Genomic DNA, 14,911 nt, shown 5'->3' with positions numbered 1-14,911 from the left:
GAGGTGGTGGCCCTACGCTTCAGGATGTGATCGGCGACATCCGCGCGTTGCTGGCCCGCCACCTCCCCGGCTACGAGGTGCACACCGCCGTGCCCAGCGGTGACGGCCTGGACAACACCGTGCATCTGGTCAACGGGGAGCTCATCGTCCGCGCCCGCGTCTCGGACCCGGGCTCCGTCCGGCGCGAGGTCGCCCTGCTGGCCGTGGTCAAGGACCTGGTCGCGGTGCGGGTGCCGGAGGTGCTGTTCGCCGACGAGCGGGCGGGCGTCATCGCCTACCACGCGCTGCCGGGGCTGCCCCTCGACCAGCACCCCGTGCCCGACCCGAAGCGGCTGGCCGAGCCGCTCGGCGGCCTGCTCAGCGCGCTGCACGCCGCACCGGTCGAGCGGATGCGCGAGCTGGCGCCGCCCGACCTCTACCCCGCGCCGACCCTGCTGCACGACGCCCAGCTCGACTACCGCGACGTCGAGCGGCACGTCCCGGCCGGGCAGCGGCCCCTGGTGGAGCGGTTCCTCGCCGCCGAGCCGCCGCCGGAGCCGAGCACCCTCCGCTTCTGCCACAACGACCTCGGCGCCGAGCACCTCCTGGCCGACGCCGCGACCAGCACGCTGACCGGCGTCATCGACTGGACCGACGCCGCCGTCACCGACCCGGCCCACGACTTCGCCAAGATCTTGCGTGACCTCGGACCGGAGGTGCTCGACCTGGTCCTGGCCTCGTACGACGGGCCCTTCGACGGCGAGGACCGGCGGCGGGCGCTGTTCTACGCCCGCTGCGCCCTCATCGAGGACCTCGCCTACGGCCTCAGCACCGGCCCGGCCCGCTACGCCGAGGCCGCCCTGGCCCACCTGGAGTGGACCTTCACCGGCTGAGCTCGGCGCGCAGCCCCGCCGCCGCCGCGACCACGTTCGCCAGCGACGCCTCCACCTCCTCGTAGGTGCGGGTCTTCAGCCCGCAGTCCGGGTTCACCCAGACCCGCCCGGCCGGCAGCACCGCCAGCGTCCGCCGCAGCAGGCCCTCGACCTCGGCCGCGTCGGGCACCCGCGGCGAGTGGATGTCGTACACGCCCGGCCCCAGCCCGCGCCCGAACGACCCGACCGCGTCCAGGATCCGCGCCCCCGACCGGGCCGACTCGATCGTGGTCACGTCCGCGTCCAGCCCGTCGATCGCGGCCAGGATCTGGTCGGCGTTCGAGTAGCACAGGTGGGTGTGGATCTGCGTGCGGTCGCCCGCGCCGGAGGTCGCCCTGCGGTACGCGGCCACCGCCCACTCCAGGTAGCCGGCCTGCGCCGACCGGCGCAGCGGCAGCAGCTCGCGCAGCGCCGGCTCGTCCACCTGGATGATCGGCACGCCGGCCGCCTCCAGGTCGCGCACCTCCTCCCGCACCGCGTCCGCCACCTGGCGCACCACGTCACGCAGCGGCAGGTCGTCCCGGACGAACGACCAGGCCACGATCGTCACCGGGCCGGTGAGCATCCCCTTGACCGGCCGGTCCGTGAGCGACCCCGCGTACGCGGCCCACCGCACGGTGATCGGCTCCGGCCGCGACACGTCGCCGTGCAGGATGGGCGGCCTGGTGCAGCGCGACCCGTACGACTGGACCCAGCCGTTCGCGGTCACCGCGAAGCCTTCGAGGTGCTCGGCGAAGTACTGCACCATGTCGTTGCGCTCGGGCTCGCCGTGCACCAGCACGTCCAGGCCGAGGCGCTCCTGCAGCCGGATCACCCGCTCGACCTCGGCCCGCACCCGGCTCTCGTACTCCTCCGCGTCGAGCGTCCCCGCCGCCACGCCCGCCCGCGCCGCCCGCAGCTCACCCGTCTGCGGGAACGACCCGATGGTGGTCACCGGCAGCAGCGGCAGCTTGAGCCGCTCCGCCTGCGCCCGCGCCCGCACCTCGTACGCACTCCGCCCCGCGCCCACGCTCACATCCGCCGCGCCCGCCCGGTGTGCCCGCGCGTCCTCACCGCCGTCCTGCACCGGCGGGGCCGTACGGGAGAGGGCCACGACCTCGGAGACCTTCTGCTCGGCGAAGGCGAGGCGGCCCCGGAGCGCCGGGTCGAGGCCGGGCTCGGCGGTGACGTCGTACGGGACGTGCAGCAGGGAGCACGACGTGCTGACCGTCACCTGGTCCGCGTGCTCGCGCACCGCAGCCAGGGCGCGCGCCGCCCGCGACGGCGACGTCCGCCACACGTCCCGCCCCGACACCACGCCGGCCACCACCGTCTTGCCCGCCAGCGCGGCCAGCCCGTCGGCGCCGCCGCGCACCAGGTCCACCCCGACGGCCTCCACCGGGGTCGCCGCCAGCACCGGCAGCGCCTCCCCGAGATGCCCGAAGTACGAGGCCACGAACAGCCCCGGCCGGGCCGCCACGTTCCCCAGCCGCTCGTAGGCGGTCCGCACCGCCGCCAGCTCGGCCGGCGTCCGGTCCGCCACCAGCGCCGGCTCGTCGAGCTGCACCCATGCCACGCCCTCGGCCGCCAGCGCCCCGAGCAACTCCTCGTAACAGGCGAGCACGTCGTCCAGCCGCGCCAGCGCCGCCTCGGGGTCCGCCGACAGCAGCAGGAACGTCACCGGCCCGACCACCACCGGCCGCGTCTCGTACCCCAGCGCCCGCGCCTCCCGGACCTCGCCCAGCGGCTTGGCCGCGTCCAGCTTGAAGGCCGTCTCCGGGCCGATCTCCGGCACGATGTAGTGGTAGTTCGTGTCGAACCACTTCGTCATCCGCAGCGGCGCCAGCCCGTCGGCGCCGCGCGCCATCGCGAAGTACGGGTCCGCCGCCTCCCGGTAGCGCTCCGGCACCGCGCCCAGCAGCACGGCCGTGTCGAGCACCTGGTCGTAGAGGGAGAACGTGTTCGACGGCAGCCCCTCCAGGCCCAGCTCGGCCAGCCTGCGCCAGGTCGACGCCCGGATCGCGGCGCCGGCCGCCTCCAGCTCGTCACGGGTGGCGCGGCCGTCCCAGTACGACTCCAGGGCGCGCTTCAACTCCCTGCGGGGGCCGATCCGCGGGTATCCGAGCACGGTGGACTGAGGGAAAGCGGGCATCGAGGCTCCTCAAGACGATCGTGGACGTCCGGGCATCGTGCACGGCTCCGGCCGCCTCGTGCATCATCTATTCGTGACGCTTATGGCCAGGGAGATCCAGTGCTTCGCCCGGGTGGCGGCGCGGCTGAGCTTCTCCCGTGCCGCCGCCGACCTGGGCATGTCCCAGCCGGCCGTCAGCCAGGCCGTGGCCCGGCTCGAACGCGCCACCGGCGTCCGCCTCTTCGAGCGCAGCGCCCGTACGGTGCGGCTCACGGCGGCCGGGGCGGCGCTGCTGCCGTACGCCGAGCAGGTCCTGGAGTCGGCGGCGGCCTTCACGGCGGAGGCGTCCCGGCTGGCCCGGCCGGTCATTCACCTGGCTTATCCACCGCTCGCCGGCCCGCTGGCCGCCCGCATCGCCCGGCGCATGGCCGGCCGCACTCCACCGGTGGCGGTCGAACTGCACGCGGCGGGCCGCGCCGCCGCCGCGGCCGCCCTGGACGCGGGCGAGGTGTCGGCCGCCATCCTGGCCACCCCGGCCCCGGCCCGCTTCACCACCGCCGCCCGCTTCCACGTGACCGTCGACCACCTCGCCGTCCCGCCCACCCACCCCCTGGCGGCCCGCGCCCCCGAGCCCCACCTCACAAGACCGTCCCGCACACCCCGTACGACGACGCCGGACACGCCCCGTCCAGCGGAGGCCCTCCGGAAAGAACCAGGCGCGACGGAACCCCGCCCGGCGGAGTCCGGACGGGGCGAGGTGCGTCCGGCGGACCTTGCCGGGCTGGTGGTGCTGACGCCTGGAGGACGGCGGTGGGCGGGGCTGCCGGGGCATCCGCGCATGGTGCGCGACGACGACTTCGGGGCCGCGCTCGACCTGGTGGCCGCCGGGGCGGGGGTGCTGCCGATCCCGCACCTGCTGGTGCGGAGCGTGCGGCGCGACGACGTCGTGTTCGTGCCGCTGGAGGGCGCCGACCTCCAGATCACGTACGCGCTGGCCTGGTCCAGGGAGCGGGTCACGAACGAGCTGCTGGCGCTCGTCCAGGCGATGCAGGACGCGCTGTGGACCAGATGAGCTACTGGGTCGTCCGCAGTGCTCCGGCCTTCAGGCCGGGGGTGAAGCGGACTCTCCCGCGTAGCGGGGCAGGGAAAGCCGGATCGCCCCAGGCGATCCGGCGTCTACCCGGCTCAGACCGGGCGGTTGTGTTGCTGGATGTACTGCCGCAGGACGCTGACCGCAGCGCCGCCCACGCTTCCTGCGAAGGAGAAGCCCGACCACGGCTTGTTCGCCCGGTAGTAGTGGCGGGCCAGTCCGGGGAACTCGGTGCGCAGCCGCCTGGAGGACACCCCTTTCAGCGGGTTGACCAGGTGGGACAGTGCGACCTTCGGCGGGAAGTTCACCAGCGGGTGGACGTGGTTGCTCTCGCCGTTGAACTCGGCCGGCTCGCACTCGAAGTCCGCGCACACCTGCCGCATGATCTGCTCCATGCGCTCCAGGTGGGTCCCGGTGAACACCCGATGCCGGAACCTGGCCGCGGAAACCACGTGGGCGTGCAGGATGAAAACCAGTGTCTACCTGTGCTCATGTGCCCATGCTCAGCCATGAACCAGCGGTAAGGTCATGGCGTGCAGCTCCGGTACAACTTCCGGCTCCACCCGTCTGCTGGTCAGCGTCAAGCGCTGGCTCGGGCGTTCGGGTGCGCACGGACGGTGTTCAACGACGGGCTGCGCGCCAGGCAGGAAGCCCACGCCGGCGGCTTGCCGTACATCTCGGATGGAGACCTGTCCAAGCAGGTCATCACCCAGGCGAAGAAGACGCCGGAACGCGCCTGGCTGGGCGAGGTCTCCGCCGTGGTGCTCCAGCAGGCGCTGGCCGACCTGAACACGGCCTACCGCAACTTCTTCGCCTCCCTGTCGGGCGAGCGGAAAGGATCGAAGGTCGCGCCGCCCCGGTACCGCTCCCGCAAGGACAACCGGCAGGCGGTCCGGTTCACCAGGAACGCCCGCTTCACGGTCACGGCGGGCGGGAAGCTGCGCCTGCCGAAGATCGGCGACGTGCCGGTGCGATGGTCTCGTGATCTGCCCGCCGAGCCGTCGAGCGTGACGGTCATCAAGGACGCGGCGGGGCGGTACTTCGCCTCGTTCGTGGTCGAGACCGGCGCAGATCCGTTGCCGCAGGCGCCGGACGAGGTCGGTATCGACCTGGGGCTCACCCACTTCGCGGTGCTCTCAGACGGCCGGAAGATCGACAATCCGAGGTTTCTGCGCCGTGCCGGACGACGGTTGAAGAAGGCTCAGCAGGCCCTGTCCCGCAAGGCCAGGGGGTCGGCGAACCGGAAGAAGGCCGCGGCCCGGGTCGCCCGTGCTCACGTCAGGGTGGCCGACGCGCGCCGGGACTTCGCGCACAAGCTCTCCACGCGGATCATCCGCGACAACCAAGCGGTGTACGTGGAGGACCTGTGCGTGAAGGGCCTGGCCCGCACCCGGCTGGCCAAGAGCGTTCACGATGCGGGCTGGTCGCAGTTCGTGACCATGCTGGAGTACAAAGCCGGACGGTACGGCCGGGGCTTCGCCAAGGTCGGCCGGTTCTTCCCATCGAGCAAGTCGTGCTCGGCGTGCGGCGCCGTGGCGGGCACGATGCCGCTGAACATCCGGTCGTGGATCTGCCCGTGCGGAGCGGTCCACGACCGGGACGTCAACGCCGCGATCAACATCCTCGCCGCCGGACGGGCGGAGAGGCTAAACGCCTGCGGAGGGACCGTAAGACCCGCCGCCTGACGGAGGGCAGGACCCGGCGAAACAGGAAGCCACAGAGGTGCCGCACGTGCGGCACGGGCTGAATGTCCGGCCTTCAGGCCGGAGAGCGCGTCAAGTGATGTTCTTCAGCGCCTCCCGGCGGCTCAGCCCCGAGATGCCCTTGGCCCGTACGTAACGCACCACCTCGTCCGGGTTCGTCTTGGCGTACTCGCGCAGCGCCCACCCGATCGCCTTGCGTGCGAAGAAGTCGTTGTCGGACAGGCTCGGCTCGATGCACGCGTACAGCAGGGCGGTGTCCGTGCGGGCCTTGAACCGGTTCTGGCACAGGATCGCCGTGCGCCGCTTCCACAGGTCGCCGGCGTGCGCCCACTCCAGCATGAGCGGCCGCATCGTCTCAGGAAAGGCGGTCAGCAATCCGCCGACGCGGTGTGTGGCCAACTCGTCCACCAGATCCCACCAGGCGCCGGTGACGATCATCTCCTCGTACATCGGGACCGTGTAGAGGGTCTGGAAGTCGCGGTAGAGGCGGAAGCCGGTCAGCTCGATCGCGGCGTAGCGCTCCTCGCGGAACTCGGCCTCGCGCCACAGCCGCAACACCGCCCGCCGCCACTCGGGCGCCGTCTCCAGGGGGTGGTCGGCGAACACCTGCCTGAGCGCGGCCCGCCGCGGCCCGGCCTGGACGCCGAGGAACGGCATCGCCGACTTCATGTAGGCCCGCATGGCGGCAGCCTTGCCGGGCTCCGCCGCCTTGCGCAAGGCCAGCCGCACCTCGTCGGTCAGGCTCATGCCCGCTGCGAGGTCCGCTCGCCGGTGGCCAGGCCGTCGAACAGGACGGTGACGAAGTGCTCGGCCAGCGCGGCCGTGTCGAGCCTGCCGTCGGGGCGGAACCAGCGCACCGCCACCCAGATCGTGTCGCGGATCATCCGGTAGGTCAGCTTCGGGTCGACGTCGTCGCGGAGCTGCCCGGCCGCCTGGCCGGCCCTGATCTGCGTCACCCAGATCTGCTCGACCTCCTCCTCGGCCTTGACCAGGTAGTTGAAGCGCTCGAACTGACGCAGGTAGTTCCAGTCGTTCTGCATCACGGTGATCGCGGCGCGGTGCGGCTCCAGCGTGCCGAACCCGATGCGGACCATCTCCGTCAGCACCGCGAGCGGGTCGTCGCCGCCCGCGACGGCGGCGCGGTAGCGGGCGGTGACGTCGTCGAGGAAGGTGGACAGCACCTCGTCGACGATCGCCTCTTTCGAGTCGAAGTGGTGGTAGAGGCTGCCCGAGAGGATGCCCGCCTCCTGGGCGATCTGCCGGACGGTCGTGGCCTGGAATCCCTTGGCGGCGAAGAGCTCCGCGGCGAGTCTGACGAGATGTTCGCGGCGCTCGGACGCCGCCCCCGAGGAGGCGGCGCCGGCACGCTTCGCCTGGGTGGCGGTGTCGCCGGAGTTCTTTCGCGTTGTCACGGACACCATTATGCGCCCTCGACCAAGCGCTTGGTGAACAGTTGATTCCACCGCTCCCAGCCATTATCCAGCGCTTCCGGGTCACCATGAACACACGGCAAACCTGTTCACTATCGGCGTCGCGTCGGGGTTCGCTGCCCGACGGCATGATCCTCCGGACCGGACCACCCCACCAGCGCGCCCCTTCGGCGGTGGGCGCGGTTCGTTCCCGGCCCTGACGGCGACCAAGAGATGCGGGGCGGCAGCGGGACTTCATAGGCGGAAGGGCGCTCGCGGGTGATGGTGGCGGACTTCGTCATCACGGGGGACGGGGTGACGTTCGGGAACGCCTCTAGCAAATAAGAAACTTTCCTATTAGATTGCGGTTCATGCCTCCGAGCCGCGATCTCCTCCGCATGACCGACGCCGTCCTCCTGCCGGGTTTCGCGGGGCACACGCCGCCCGAGTGGCTGCGCCGCAGACTCTCCGAGGGGCTGGCCGGGGTGGTGCTGTTCTCCCGCAACATCGTCGATCCCGAGCAGGTGGCCCGCCTCACGGCGGCCCTGCGCGCCGAGAACCCGCACGTGCTGGTCGGCACCGACGAGGAGACCGGCGAGGTGACCAGGCTGGAGGTCGCCACGGGCAGCAGCCGCCCCGGCGGTTACGCGCTCGGCGTCGTGGACGACCCCGCCCTGACCGAGGAGCTCGCCCGCGACCTGGGGCTGGATCTCGCGGCCGTCGGGATCGGCATCGACTTCGCGCCCTCCGCCGACGTGAACTCCAACCCCCGCAACCCCGTCATCGGGCTGCGTGCCTTCGGCGCCGATCCCGAGCTGGTCGCCCGGCACACCCGGGCGTTCATCCGCGGCCTGCAGTCCGCCGGCGTCGCGGCCTGCGCCAAGCACTTCCCCGGGCACGGGGACGCCTCGGTCGACTCCCACCACGGCGTGCCGGTCGTCGCGGACGGCGGCATCGAGCAGGCCCTGCGGCCGTTCCGCGCGGCCATCGCCGAGGGCGTGCGGGCCGTCATGACCGGGCACCTGCTCGTGCCCTCGTACGACCCGCACCTGCCCGCCACGCTCAGTCCCAAGGTCCTCACCGGCCTGCTGCGCGAGGAGCTCGGCTTCGACGGCGTGATCGTCACCGACGGGATCGAGATGACCTCCGTCTCCGGTCCGTACGGCATCGGGGGTGCCGCCGCCCGCGCCCTCGCCGCCGGCGCGGACGCCATCTGCGTCGGCGGCGAGAGCTACGACGAGGCCACCATCGACGCGATGCGCGACGCCATCCTCACCGCGGTGACCGAAGGGCTGCTGCCCGAGGAGAGACTGGCCGACGCCGCCCGCAGGGTCCGCGAGCTGGCACTCTGGACCACCTCCCCGGGCAGCACAGACGGTGCCGGCGGTACCGCGGATACCACGCGGGCCGGTGGTGGGATCGGGATGGTGGCGGCGCGGCGGGCGCTGCGCGTCACGCGCCGGGCCAGCCCGCCGGTGCTGCCGCTGACCGACGCCCCGCACGTCGTGGAGCTCGCCCCCGAGACGCACATGGCCATCGACAAGGCCACTCCATGGGGGGTGGCCGGGCCGCTCGCCGAGCTGCTGCCGGGCACCACCGCGACCCGGTTCGCCGCCGGCGAGGCAACCGGGGCCGCGATCGAGGACCTGCTCGCCCGAATCACCGGCCGCGGGCTCGTGCTCGTGGTCCGCGACGCACACCGGCACCCGTGGCAGGCCGAGGCGCTGCGTCACCTGCTCAGCGCCCGCCCGGACGCGGTGGTGGTGGAGATGGGCCTGCCGCACCGCGCGGACCTCGGCGCCGTCCACATCGCCACCTACGGCGCCGCCCGCGTCTGCGGCCAGGCCGCCGCAGAAGTAATCGCCGGCACGCCCATCACCTGAGGGCTGAGCGGGCCGGCGGGGAGAGGCGGAGGCTGCGCGCCGGTCGCCTGAGGGCCACGCGGAGAGGCGGCGGCGGCGCGGGTCACCTTGAGGGCTGAGCGGGCCGGGGAGAGGTGGAGGCGCGTTCGTTACCTGAGGGCTGAGCGGGCGGCGGGGGAGAGGGGGAGGCGGTGTGGGGGTGCTGTCAGGTAAGCGTCGAGGGTGGGGAGGGGAAGTTCGTCGGCCGCCCGTTCGAAACGCGTCAGCCAGATGAACACGTTCTCTCCCTCCCGTACGGGAAGCGCAGGGAAGGTGTTGGCCGCGGGCTCGGTCTCGAAACAGGCGAGAGGCGGCGCCCCGGCCGACACCAGGGCGGGCGCCACCTGGGAGGCGAAGTACGCCGCGAACCCGTCCTCGACGTGGCAGATCGTGGCCACGTACAGGGAAGAGGGGAGAGCGGTGGCCCCCACAGGCGGGCGCGGGCCGGTGGGGGCGAGGGGGCGCGGCCAGGACCAGGCGGGGGTGTGGGGCGCGGAGACGGGGCGGAGCAGGAGGACGTCGTCGGAGTCCAGCATGGTGGCGTTGGCCGCGTCGCGGTTCGCCTTCCAGGCGGGCCCCGAGTAGAAGGCGGTCAGCGCCGCCTTGCGTGCCTCCATGTCAGGAAATGAGCGGATCCAGGGGTACTGGTCGGGGTCGTCGGGATTGCGGAAGTGGCCGACGACCCGCATCCCCGCCTCTTCCTGCGTCTCGACGAACTCCCGCTCGAACAGGTCGATGAGCACGTCACGGGCGCCGGGCACCATGGTGTAGCGGCGAAGCTCGTAGATCATGCGGTGACGCTAGGCCCGGGACACTGACGTCTTCCGTCAGGGATAGCGCAGAACAATCTTCTGATCACCATATGCTGTTGATTGGCTACCCAGGGCTATACGATCGCTTTGGCTTTGACCCCCCCGGGTCAAGGCAGGTCAATGAGGGCGTTCGCCTGCCCTCACACGACGAAGGAGCTGAAGTGATCAAGAAGCTGTGCGCCACGGGCTTCGTGGTGGCGACAGCGGTCGGCGTCACGGTGCTGGCCGCACCGGCGCACGCCGACAGCTGGACCGACAACTGGAGCACCAACACCTCGTCGTCGCAGTCGGGCAACACGTTCTCCCGCGTCGGCTCGGCCAACCACGGCTGGGGCCGGTCGGTCAACGTCAACAACCTCAACGGCTACGCCATCACGGCGGCCAACGGCAGCACCGCCATCACCTACATCTTCTTCTGATCCGAAGGGACCACCAAGAAATGATCAAGAAGCTCGCGCTCGTCGGGTTCACCGCCGCCGGCCTCGCCCTCATGGCCGTCCCCGCTCACGCCGACACCCGGATCGACAACGACAGCCGCAACAGCGAGTCGTCGCAGACGGGCAACAACTTCAGCAACATCGGCACGAGCAACCGCGGCGGCTCGGCCGCGACCAACGTGACCAACATCAACGGCAACGCGGTCGTGGCGACCAACCGCAGCTGGGCCCGCGTGGCCGTCGACGTCGACTAGCAGGTGGATGCGCCCGCGCTGCCCGGGGGCGCGGGCGCTACCATCTCCGGATGGTTCTGTGTGCTTACGTCACCTTCGACGACCCGGATGGCCACGATGACGAGCGCGACCTCGTCCTGGCCGCCTGGCGCGAGGCCGGCCTCGAAGGCCGGACCGAGCGCTGGGACGACCCGGAGGCCGACTGGAGCGCCTACGACGCCGTCGTCGTCCGATCCGTCTGGGACTACTGCGACCGCAGGGCCGAGTTCCTGGCCTGGACCCGGCGTGTGGAGCGCGTCGCCCGGCTGCTCAACCCGGCCGCCGTCCTGGAGTCCAACACCGACAAGACCTACCTGCGCGACCTCGGCCTGCCGATCGTGCCCACCCACTGGTCCTCCCGCGACCTGCCGGACCACCGGGAGTACGTCGTCAAGCCCACGGTCTCGGCGAGCGCCCGCGACACGATCAGGACCTCCGACCGCGCCGAGGCGACGGCCTTCGCCGCCGCGCTCGAGGCCGCCGGCCGCACCCCCATGGTCCAGCCCTACCTCGACATGGTCGAGGCGGAGGGCGAGACCTCGCTGCTCTACTTCAACCGTCGCTTCAGCCATGCCGTCCGCCGCTCGCCCATGCTGGCCCCCGGCATGACGGGCGTCGACAACATCCGGGCGCAGCCGCGCACACCGGCCCCGGACCAGGTCGAACTCGCCGAGAAGGTGCTCGCCGCCATCCCACAGCCCCTTCTGTACGCCAGGATCGACCTGGTCCGGCTACCCGGCGGCGCCCCTGCCCTGATCGAGCTGGAGCTGACCGAGCCGTACCTCTACCTGCGCCAGGTCCCCGGCTCCGCCGCCGCGTTCGCCGCGGCGCTGCGCGAGCTGCTCTAGGCCGTGATTCCGCCGTCCACCGGGATGACGGTCCCGGTCAGGTAGGCGCCGGCGCGCGAGGCCAGGAAGATCGCCGCCCCGGCCATGTCGTCGGGCCGCCCGATGCGGCCGAGCGGCACGTTCGAGGCGATGGAGGCCCGGGTCGACGGGTCGTCCAGCGCGAAGGCCATCATCTTGGAGTCGAACGGGCCGGGGGCGATCGCGTTCACGGTGATGTGCTCCGGGGCCAGCTGCCTGGCCAGGTGCCGGGTCAGCATGTGCACGGCCGCCTTGGTGGAGGAGTAGGCGTACGTCTCCATCACCGGCACCCTGATGCCGTCGACCGAGCCGATGTTGATCACCCGTGCCGGGTCGTCCTCGCCCGCCGCCTCGCGCAACCGCGGCAGCAGGCGCTGGACGAGCGTGAAGGCGCCCTTGACGTTGATGTTCCAGAGCTTGTCGAAGGCGTGTTCGGGATACTCCTCCAGCGGCGCGCCCCAGGTCGCGCCCGCGTTGTTGACCAGCACGTGCAGCGGCCCCGTGACGGCCGACACCAGCGCGTCCACCCCCTCGGGCGTGGACAGGTCGGCGACCACGGGCGTGCAGCCGAGTTCGGCGGCGGTCCGCTCCACCTCGGCGGCCTTGCGCGCGGAGATGACGACCTTCGCGCCGGCCGCCGTGAACCCGGCCGCGATCATGCGTCCGATGCCCCGGGAGCCGCCGGTGACGACGACTGTCTTGCCTTCCACCGAGAACAGAGTCATGTTCCGGAAGCATGCCATACCGACCGGTTGGTCGCCATCCCTCTCAGATGCCCGGGAGGCGGCCGTTCCTGAACAGGTCCACGAACCGCTGGTGGTCCTCCCTGGCCTGGGCCCCGTACCGGTGCGCGAACTCCACCAGCATCCCGATGAACCCGGCGCGATCGTCCCCCGCCACGCCCACGATCGCCTCCTCCGTGGAGAAGGTGACCAGGTCGTGGGCGGACTCGTCGTCGGCCACCGCGTGCATGCGCGCCACCGCCCGGCCCAGGTCGAGCATGATCGCGTGCAGCTCCTCCGGCTCGTTCACGTCGTCCCAGTCCAGATCGGCCGAGTACGGTGACACCTCGGCGACGAGCTGTCCGGCGCCGCCCAGGGTGGTGTAGCCGAGCCACGGGTCCGCGTACGCCTGCAGCGCGCGCTGCGACTCCGCCGTCCGGTGCCCCTGGTGGCGGAAGTAGCGGGTCACCTTCTCGTCGGTGATGTGGCGCGCCACCGCCGGCACCTGGGCCTGCTTCATGTAGAGGATCACGTCGTTCTCCAGTGCCTGCGAGCGCCCCTCCAGCAGCAGGTTGTACGAGGGCAGCCCGGCCGAGCCGATGCCCACGCCGGTACGCAGCGCGATGTCCTTGATCACGTGCTCCACCGGGTTCGACGGGGTGGGCAGCGTGGTCAGGTAGTCCTCGAACGCCGACCGGACCGCCTGCCGGGTCGTGTCGGCGACCGGCTCGCGGCCTTCCATGAACGCGAAGCGCCGCTCGTAGTCGTCGATGACCGTCTCGATCTCCAGCATCGCCACCCGGGTGCGCAGCCGGGCCGTCTGCAGCACCCGGTGCAGCACTCCCGAGGTGGTGTCCAGGGTGAGCGAGCCGACGGCGTCGTCGCCGCCCCGCGCGATCGCGGCCAGCTCGGTGAGGTAGGCGCCGCCGAAGTCGCCGACGAGCCGCCCGATGGCCTCGTCCGACAGCGCCTTGGCGTACCCCAGGAGCGCCACGCTGGCCGCGAACCGCTTGAGGTCCCAGGTGTACGGGCCGACGTACGCCTCGTCGAAGTCGTTGACGTTGAACACCAGGACGCCAGAGGCGTTCATGTACGTGCCGAAGTTCTCCGCGTGCAGATCGCCGTGGATCCACACGCGGCTGGTCGCCGGGTCGAGGTACGCCTCGTCCGCGTACCCGGAGGTGAGGTCCGCGTAGAACAGGCAGGCGCTGCCCCGGTAGAACGCGAACGGGGAGGCCGCCATCTTCCGGAACTTGCGCCGGAACGCGGCCGGGTCGCGCTTGATCGATGCGCCGAACTCCGCCATCAGGACATCGAGCAGGAAGGTGGAGCGTGAACTCATACCCCGGACGGTAGATCGCCCGACCCTTCCCGCCTAGACAGGCTCGGGTAGCGCGCGCCTTCCCGTGATGGTGAGACCGGTCGCGAGGACGGCCAGGAGCACCACCTGGACGCTGCCCGTGACCAGAAGATCGCCGTACATATCCGCCATGTCCAGGAGCCGCACTGCCATCAGCAGCGCCGCGACCATGCCCAGGGCGAGCCGCCAGGGCGCCGCCGGCCGGCGGATCGCGCCGGCCGCCACGCCCGCCACCAGGGCGAGCACGCCCAGCCCGATCGGATCCGTCCAGGGGTACGACCACGACCACGTGGGATCCCGGGGCAGCAGGGCGAGGGAGGCCGCGAACACCGCCACGGTGAGCGGCAGCACCGCCTGCCACCACGGCCGCGTCACCGGAAGGACGTCGCGGTGGTAGGCGAGCAGCAGCGCGATCACCGGGACCACGGTGAGGACGAGCCACGAGGCTGTCTGCGACGCGGGCTGCGCGGAGTCCGAGGCCTGGAAGGCGACGGTTCCGGTGACCGGCAGCAGGGCGAGGACCGCGGCGCCCTTGGCCGTCGGCAGGTGCCCGCGTACGAGCGCGAGGAACGCCACGACCCAGCAGCAGGCCTCCGCCGCGGCCAGGAAGAAGAGAGGCTCCGCCACCCCGCCGGCCGTGGTGACGACGGACAGCGCGGCCTGGAACCCCAGGCCGAGCAGTGCCACCAGCCGTACGGCCTCGCCCCGGGCGAACGCCCGCGGGGCGGAGTCCTGGCCTCCGAGCCGCAGCCGCAGGGCGAGCGCGAGCACGCTGCCCACTTCGCCCCACCCGGGGCGCGGGTTGTCCGCGCTGGAGACGTCGCCGGCCGCCTCCAGAAACGCGGCCACCATCTCGCTCTCACGCTCGCGCCGGTAGTCCTCCGGCAGCAGGCGCAGCACGGATCGGTAGCGCCGCTCCAGCAGCTCGCTCACCCGGCACCTCCCAGGTGAGGCGTGCCGGCGATCCGGATGGCGAGGCCGCCGGCCGGGCGGGCTCGCAGGCGGGAGTTCGCGGCCTCGGCGTTGGCGGCCAGGCGGGCGGCCTCCTCACGGAGGACGGTGGCGCCCTCGTCGGTCAGCCGGTAGTAGCGCCGCAGCCGGCCCTGCCGGACCTCCTCGCGGTCGAGCGCGATCAGGCCCTGCGCCGCGAGCCGGTCGAGCACCCCGTACAGGCTCCCGATCTTGAGCTGGACGCGGCCGCCGGAGATGCGCTCGACCTCCTGAACGATGCCGTAGCCGTGCAGCGGCCCGTCCACCAGCGCCGTGAGCGCGAGGAACATGGGCTCCGTGACGTTCATGCCCCCAACATATATTGCCC

At 72.0% G+C, this 14,911-nt stretch carries 16 protein-coding genes; 7 read left to right on the top strand and 9 right to left on the bottom strand.

Features of this window, described 5'->3' with window-relative positions:
* The first annotated feature begins 26 nt into the window (after positions 1–26).
* Positions 27–872, top strand: a complete 846-nt coding sequence (locus tag ABD999_RS36920) for a phosphotransferase family protein (RefSeq protein WP_271278510.1) — start codon at positions 27–29, stop codon at positions 870–872.
* On the opposite strand, the gene metE is transcribed toward ABD999_RS36920, so the two are convergent.
* On the bottom strand, positions 862–3,042 hold the full coding sequence (gene metE, locus ABD999_RS36915) for a 5-methyltetrahydropteroyltriglutamate--homocysteine S-methyltransferase (protein WP_148033641.1): 2,181 nt from the start codon (positions 3,040–3,042) through the stop codon (positions 862–864). The genes ABD999_RS36920 and metE overlap by 11 nt on opposite strands.
* An 82-nt stretch (positions 3,043–3,124) precedes the next feature.
* Between metE and ABD999_RS36910 the strand changes: the two genes are divergently transcribed.
* Positions 3,125–4,093, top strand: a complete 969-nt coding sequence (locus ABD999_RS36910) for a LysR family transcriptional regulator (protein ID WP_271278520.1) — start codon at positions 3,125–3,127, stop codon at positions 4,091–4,093.
* A gap of 113 nt (positions 4,094–4,206) precedes the next feature.
* Here ABD999_RS36910 and tnpA read toward each other — a convergent pair whose 3' ends face one another.
* Positions 4,207–4,563 carry an IS200/IS605 family transposase gene (gene tnpA, locus ABD999_RS36905; protein ID WP_271278511.1) on the bottom strand — a complete coding sequence of 119 codons (357 nt, stop codon included), beginning with the start codon at positions 4,561–4,563 and terminating at the stop codon, positions 4,207–4,209.
* A gap of 81 nt (positions 4,564–4,644) precedes the next feature.
* Here tnpA and ABD999_RS36900 point away from each other — a divergent pair, with 81 nt between their 5' ends.
* Positions 4,645–5,796 carry an RNA-guided endonuclease InsQ/TnpB family protein gene (locus ABD999_RS36900; RefSeq protein WP_271278512.1) on the top strand — a complete coding sequence of 384 codons (1,152 nt, stop codon included), beginning with the start codon at positions 4,645–4,647 and terminating at the stop codon, positions 5,794–5,796.
* 90 nt (positions 5,797–5,886) lie between these two features.
* Here ABD999_RS36900 and ABD999_RS36895 read toward each other — a convergent pair whose 3' ends face one another.
* Entirely contained in the window at positions 5,887–6,561 is a 675-nt protein-coding gene (locus tag ABD999_RS36895; protein WP_148033639.1) for a DNA alkylation repair protein, read from the bottom strand.
* Positions 6,558–7,235, bottom strand: a complete 678-nt coding sequence (locus ABD999_RS36890; RefSeq protein WP_148033638.1) for a TetR/AcrR family transcriptional regulator — start codon at positions 7,233–7,235, stop codon at positions 6,558–6,560. The genes ABD999_RS36895 and ABD999_RS36890 overlap by 4 nt, the downstream gene beginning before the upstream one ends.
* A 359-nt stretch (positions 7,236–7,594) precedes the next feature.
* Between ABD999_RS36890 and ABD999_RS36885 the strand changes: the two genes are divergently transcribed.
* On the top strand, positions 7,595–9,106 hold the full coding sequence (locus ABD999_RS36885) for a glycoside hydrolase family 3 protein (RefSeq protein ID WP_271278513.1): 1,512 nt from the start codon (positions 7,595–7,597) through the stop codon (positions 9,104–9,106).
* A gap of 128 nt (positions 9,107–9,234) precedes the next feature.
* Here the strand turns inward: ABD999_RS36885 and ABD999_RS36880 are convergent, their stop codons facing one another.
* Positions 9,235–9,915 carry an NIPSNAP family protein gene (locus ABD999_RS36880; protein ID WP_271278514.1) on the bottom strand — a complete coding sequence of 227 codons (681 nt, stop codon included), beginning with the start codon at positions 9,913–9,915 and terminating at the stop codon, positions 9,235–9,237.
* Between the two features lie 182 nt (positions 9,916–10,097).
* Here ABD999_RS36880 and ABD999_RS36875 point away from each other — a divergent pair, with 182 nt between their 5' ends.
* Genes ABD999_RS36875 through ABD999_RS36865 form a run of 3 tightly spaced genes read left to right on the top strand, consistent with a single transcriptional unit; the run spans position 10,098 to position 11,493 of the window.
* Complete coding sequence (locus ABD999_RS36875; protein ID WP_148033635.1) at positions 10,098–10,355, top strand: hypothetical protein; 258 nt, start codon at positions 10,098–10,100, stop codon at positions 10,353–10,355.
* A gap of 20 nt (positions 10,356–10,375) precedes the next feature.
* Positions 10,376–10,627, top strand: a complete 252-nt coding sequence (locus ABD999_RS36870; RefSeq protein ID WP_271278515.1) for a hypothetical protein — start codon at positions 10,376–10,378, stop codon at positions 10,625–10,627.
* Positions 10,628–10,677: 50 nt separating this feature from the next.
* Positions 10,678–11,493, top strand: a complete 816-nt coding sequence (locus ABD999_RS36865) for an ATP-grasp domain-containing protein (protein WP_148033633.1) — start codon at positions 10,678–10,680, stop codon at positions 11,491–11,493.
* Here ABD999_RS36865 and ABD999_RS36860 read toward each other — a convergent pair.
* From ABD999_RS36860 to ABD999_RS36845, 4 genes are read right to left on the bottom strand one after another with little or no spacing between them, the layout of a single operon-like run.
* Entirely contained in the window at positions 11,490–12,236 is a 747-nt protein-coding gene (locus tag ABD999_RS36860; RefSeq protein ID WP_271278516.1) for an SDR family oxidoreductase, read from the bottom strand. The two genes, ABD999_RS36865 and ABD999_RS36860, sit on opposite strands and share 4 nt — an antisense overlap.
* 43 nt (positions 12,237–12,279) lie before the next feature.
* A complete protein-coding gene (locus ABD999_RS36855; RefSeq protein ID WP_271278517.1) occupies positions 12,280–13,575 on the bottom strand; it encodes a DUF2252 domain-containing protein in 1,296 nt (431 codons plus the stop codon).
* A gap of 33 nt (positions 13,576–13,608) precedes the next feature.
* On the bottom strand, positions 13,609–14,526 hold the full coding sequence (locus tag ABD999_RS36850) for a hypothetical protein (RefSeq protein WP_271278518.1): 918 nt from the start codon (positions 14,524–14,526) through the stop codon (positions 13,609–13,611).
* The gene (locus ABD999_RS36845; RefSeq protein ID WP_148033629.1) at positions 14,523–14,891 is read right to left on the bottom strand and encodes a PadR family transcriptional regulator; all 369 of its coding nucleotides are present in this window, start codon (positions 14,889–14,891) and stop codon (positions 14,523–14,525) included. The genes ABD999_RS36850 and ABD999_RS36845 overlap by 4 nt, the downstream gene beginning before the upstream one ends.
* Positions 14,892–14,911 lie beyond the last annotated feature (20 nt).

The sequence above is a fragment of the Nonomuraea ferruginea genome, assembly GCF_039540635.1.
Classification (GTDB): domain Bacteria; phylum Actinomycetota; class Actinomycetes; order Streptosporangiales; family Streptosporangiaceae; genus Nonomuraea; species Nonomuraea ferruginea.
This window is presented reverse-complemented; position numbering and strand designations above follow the sequence as displayed.

Excerpts from the sequence above, each read along its gene's own strand:
- metE (WP_148033641.1), bottom strand. The coding sequence starts at position 3,042 with ATGCCCGCTTTCCCTCAGTCCACCGTGCTCGGATACCCGCGGATCGGC.
- ABD999_RS36910 (WP_271278520.1), top strand. The coding sequence starts at position 3,125 with ATGGCCAGGGAGATCCAGTGCTTCGCCCGGGTGGCGGCGCGGCTGAGC.
- ABD999_RS36895 (WP_148033639.1), bottom strand. The coding sequence starts at position 6,561 with ATGAGCCTGACCGACGAGGTGCGGCTGGCCTTGCGCAAGGCGGCGGAG.
- ABD999_RS36890 (WP_148033638.1), bottom strand. The coding sequence starts at position 7,235 with ATGGTGTCCGTGACAACGCGAAAGAACTCCGGCGACACCGCCACCCAG.
- ABD999_RS36885 (WP_271278513.1), top strand. The coding sequence starts at position 7,595 with ATGCCTCCGAGCCGCGATCTCCTCCGCATGACCGACGCCGTCCTCCTG.
- ABD999_RS36880 (WP_271278514.1), bottom strand. The coding sequence starts at position 9,915 with ATGATCTACGAGCTTCGCCGCTACACCATGGTGCCCGGCGCCCGTGAC.
- ABD999_RS36870 (WP_271278515.1), top strand. The coding sequence starts at position 10,376 with ATGATCAAGAAGCTCGCGCTCGTCGGGTTCACCGCCGCCGGCCTCGCC.
- ABD999_RS36865 (WP_148033633.1), top strand. The coding sequence starts at position 10,678 with ATGGTTCTGTGTGCTTACGTCACCTTCGACGACCCGGATGGCCACGAT.
- ABD999_RS36860 (WP_271278516.1), bottom strand. The coding sequence starts at position 12,236 with ATGACTCTGTTCTCGGTGGAAGGCAAGACAGTCGTCGTCACCGGCGGC.
- ABD999_RS36855 (WP_271278517.1), bottom strand. The coding sequence starts at position 13,575 with ATGAGTTCACGCTCCACCTTCCTGCTCGATGTCCTGATGGCGGAGTTC.
- ABD999_RS36845 (WP_148033629.1), bottom strand. The coding sequence starts at position 14,891 with ATGAACGTCACGGAGCCCATGTTCCTCGCGCTCACGGCGCTGGTGGAC.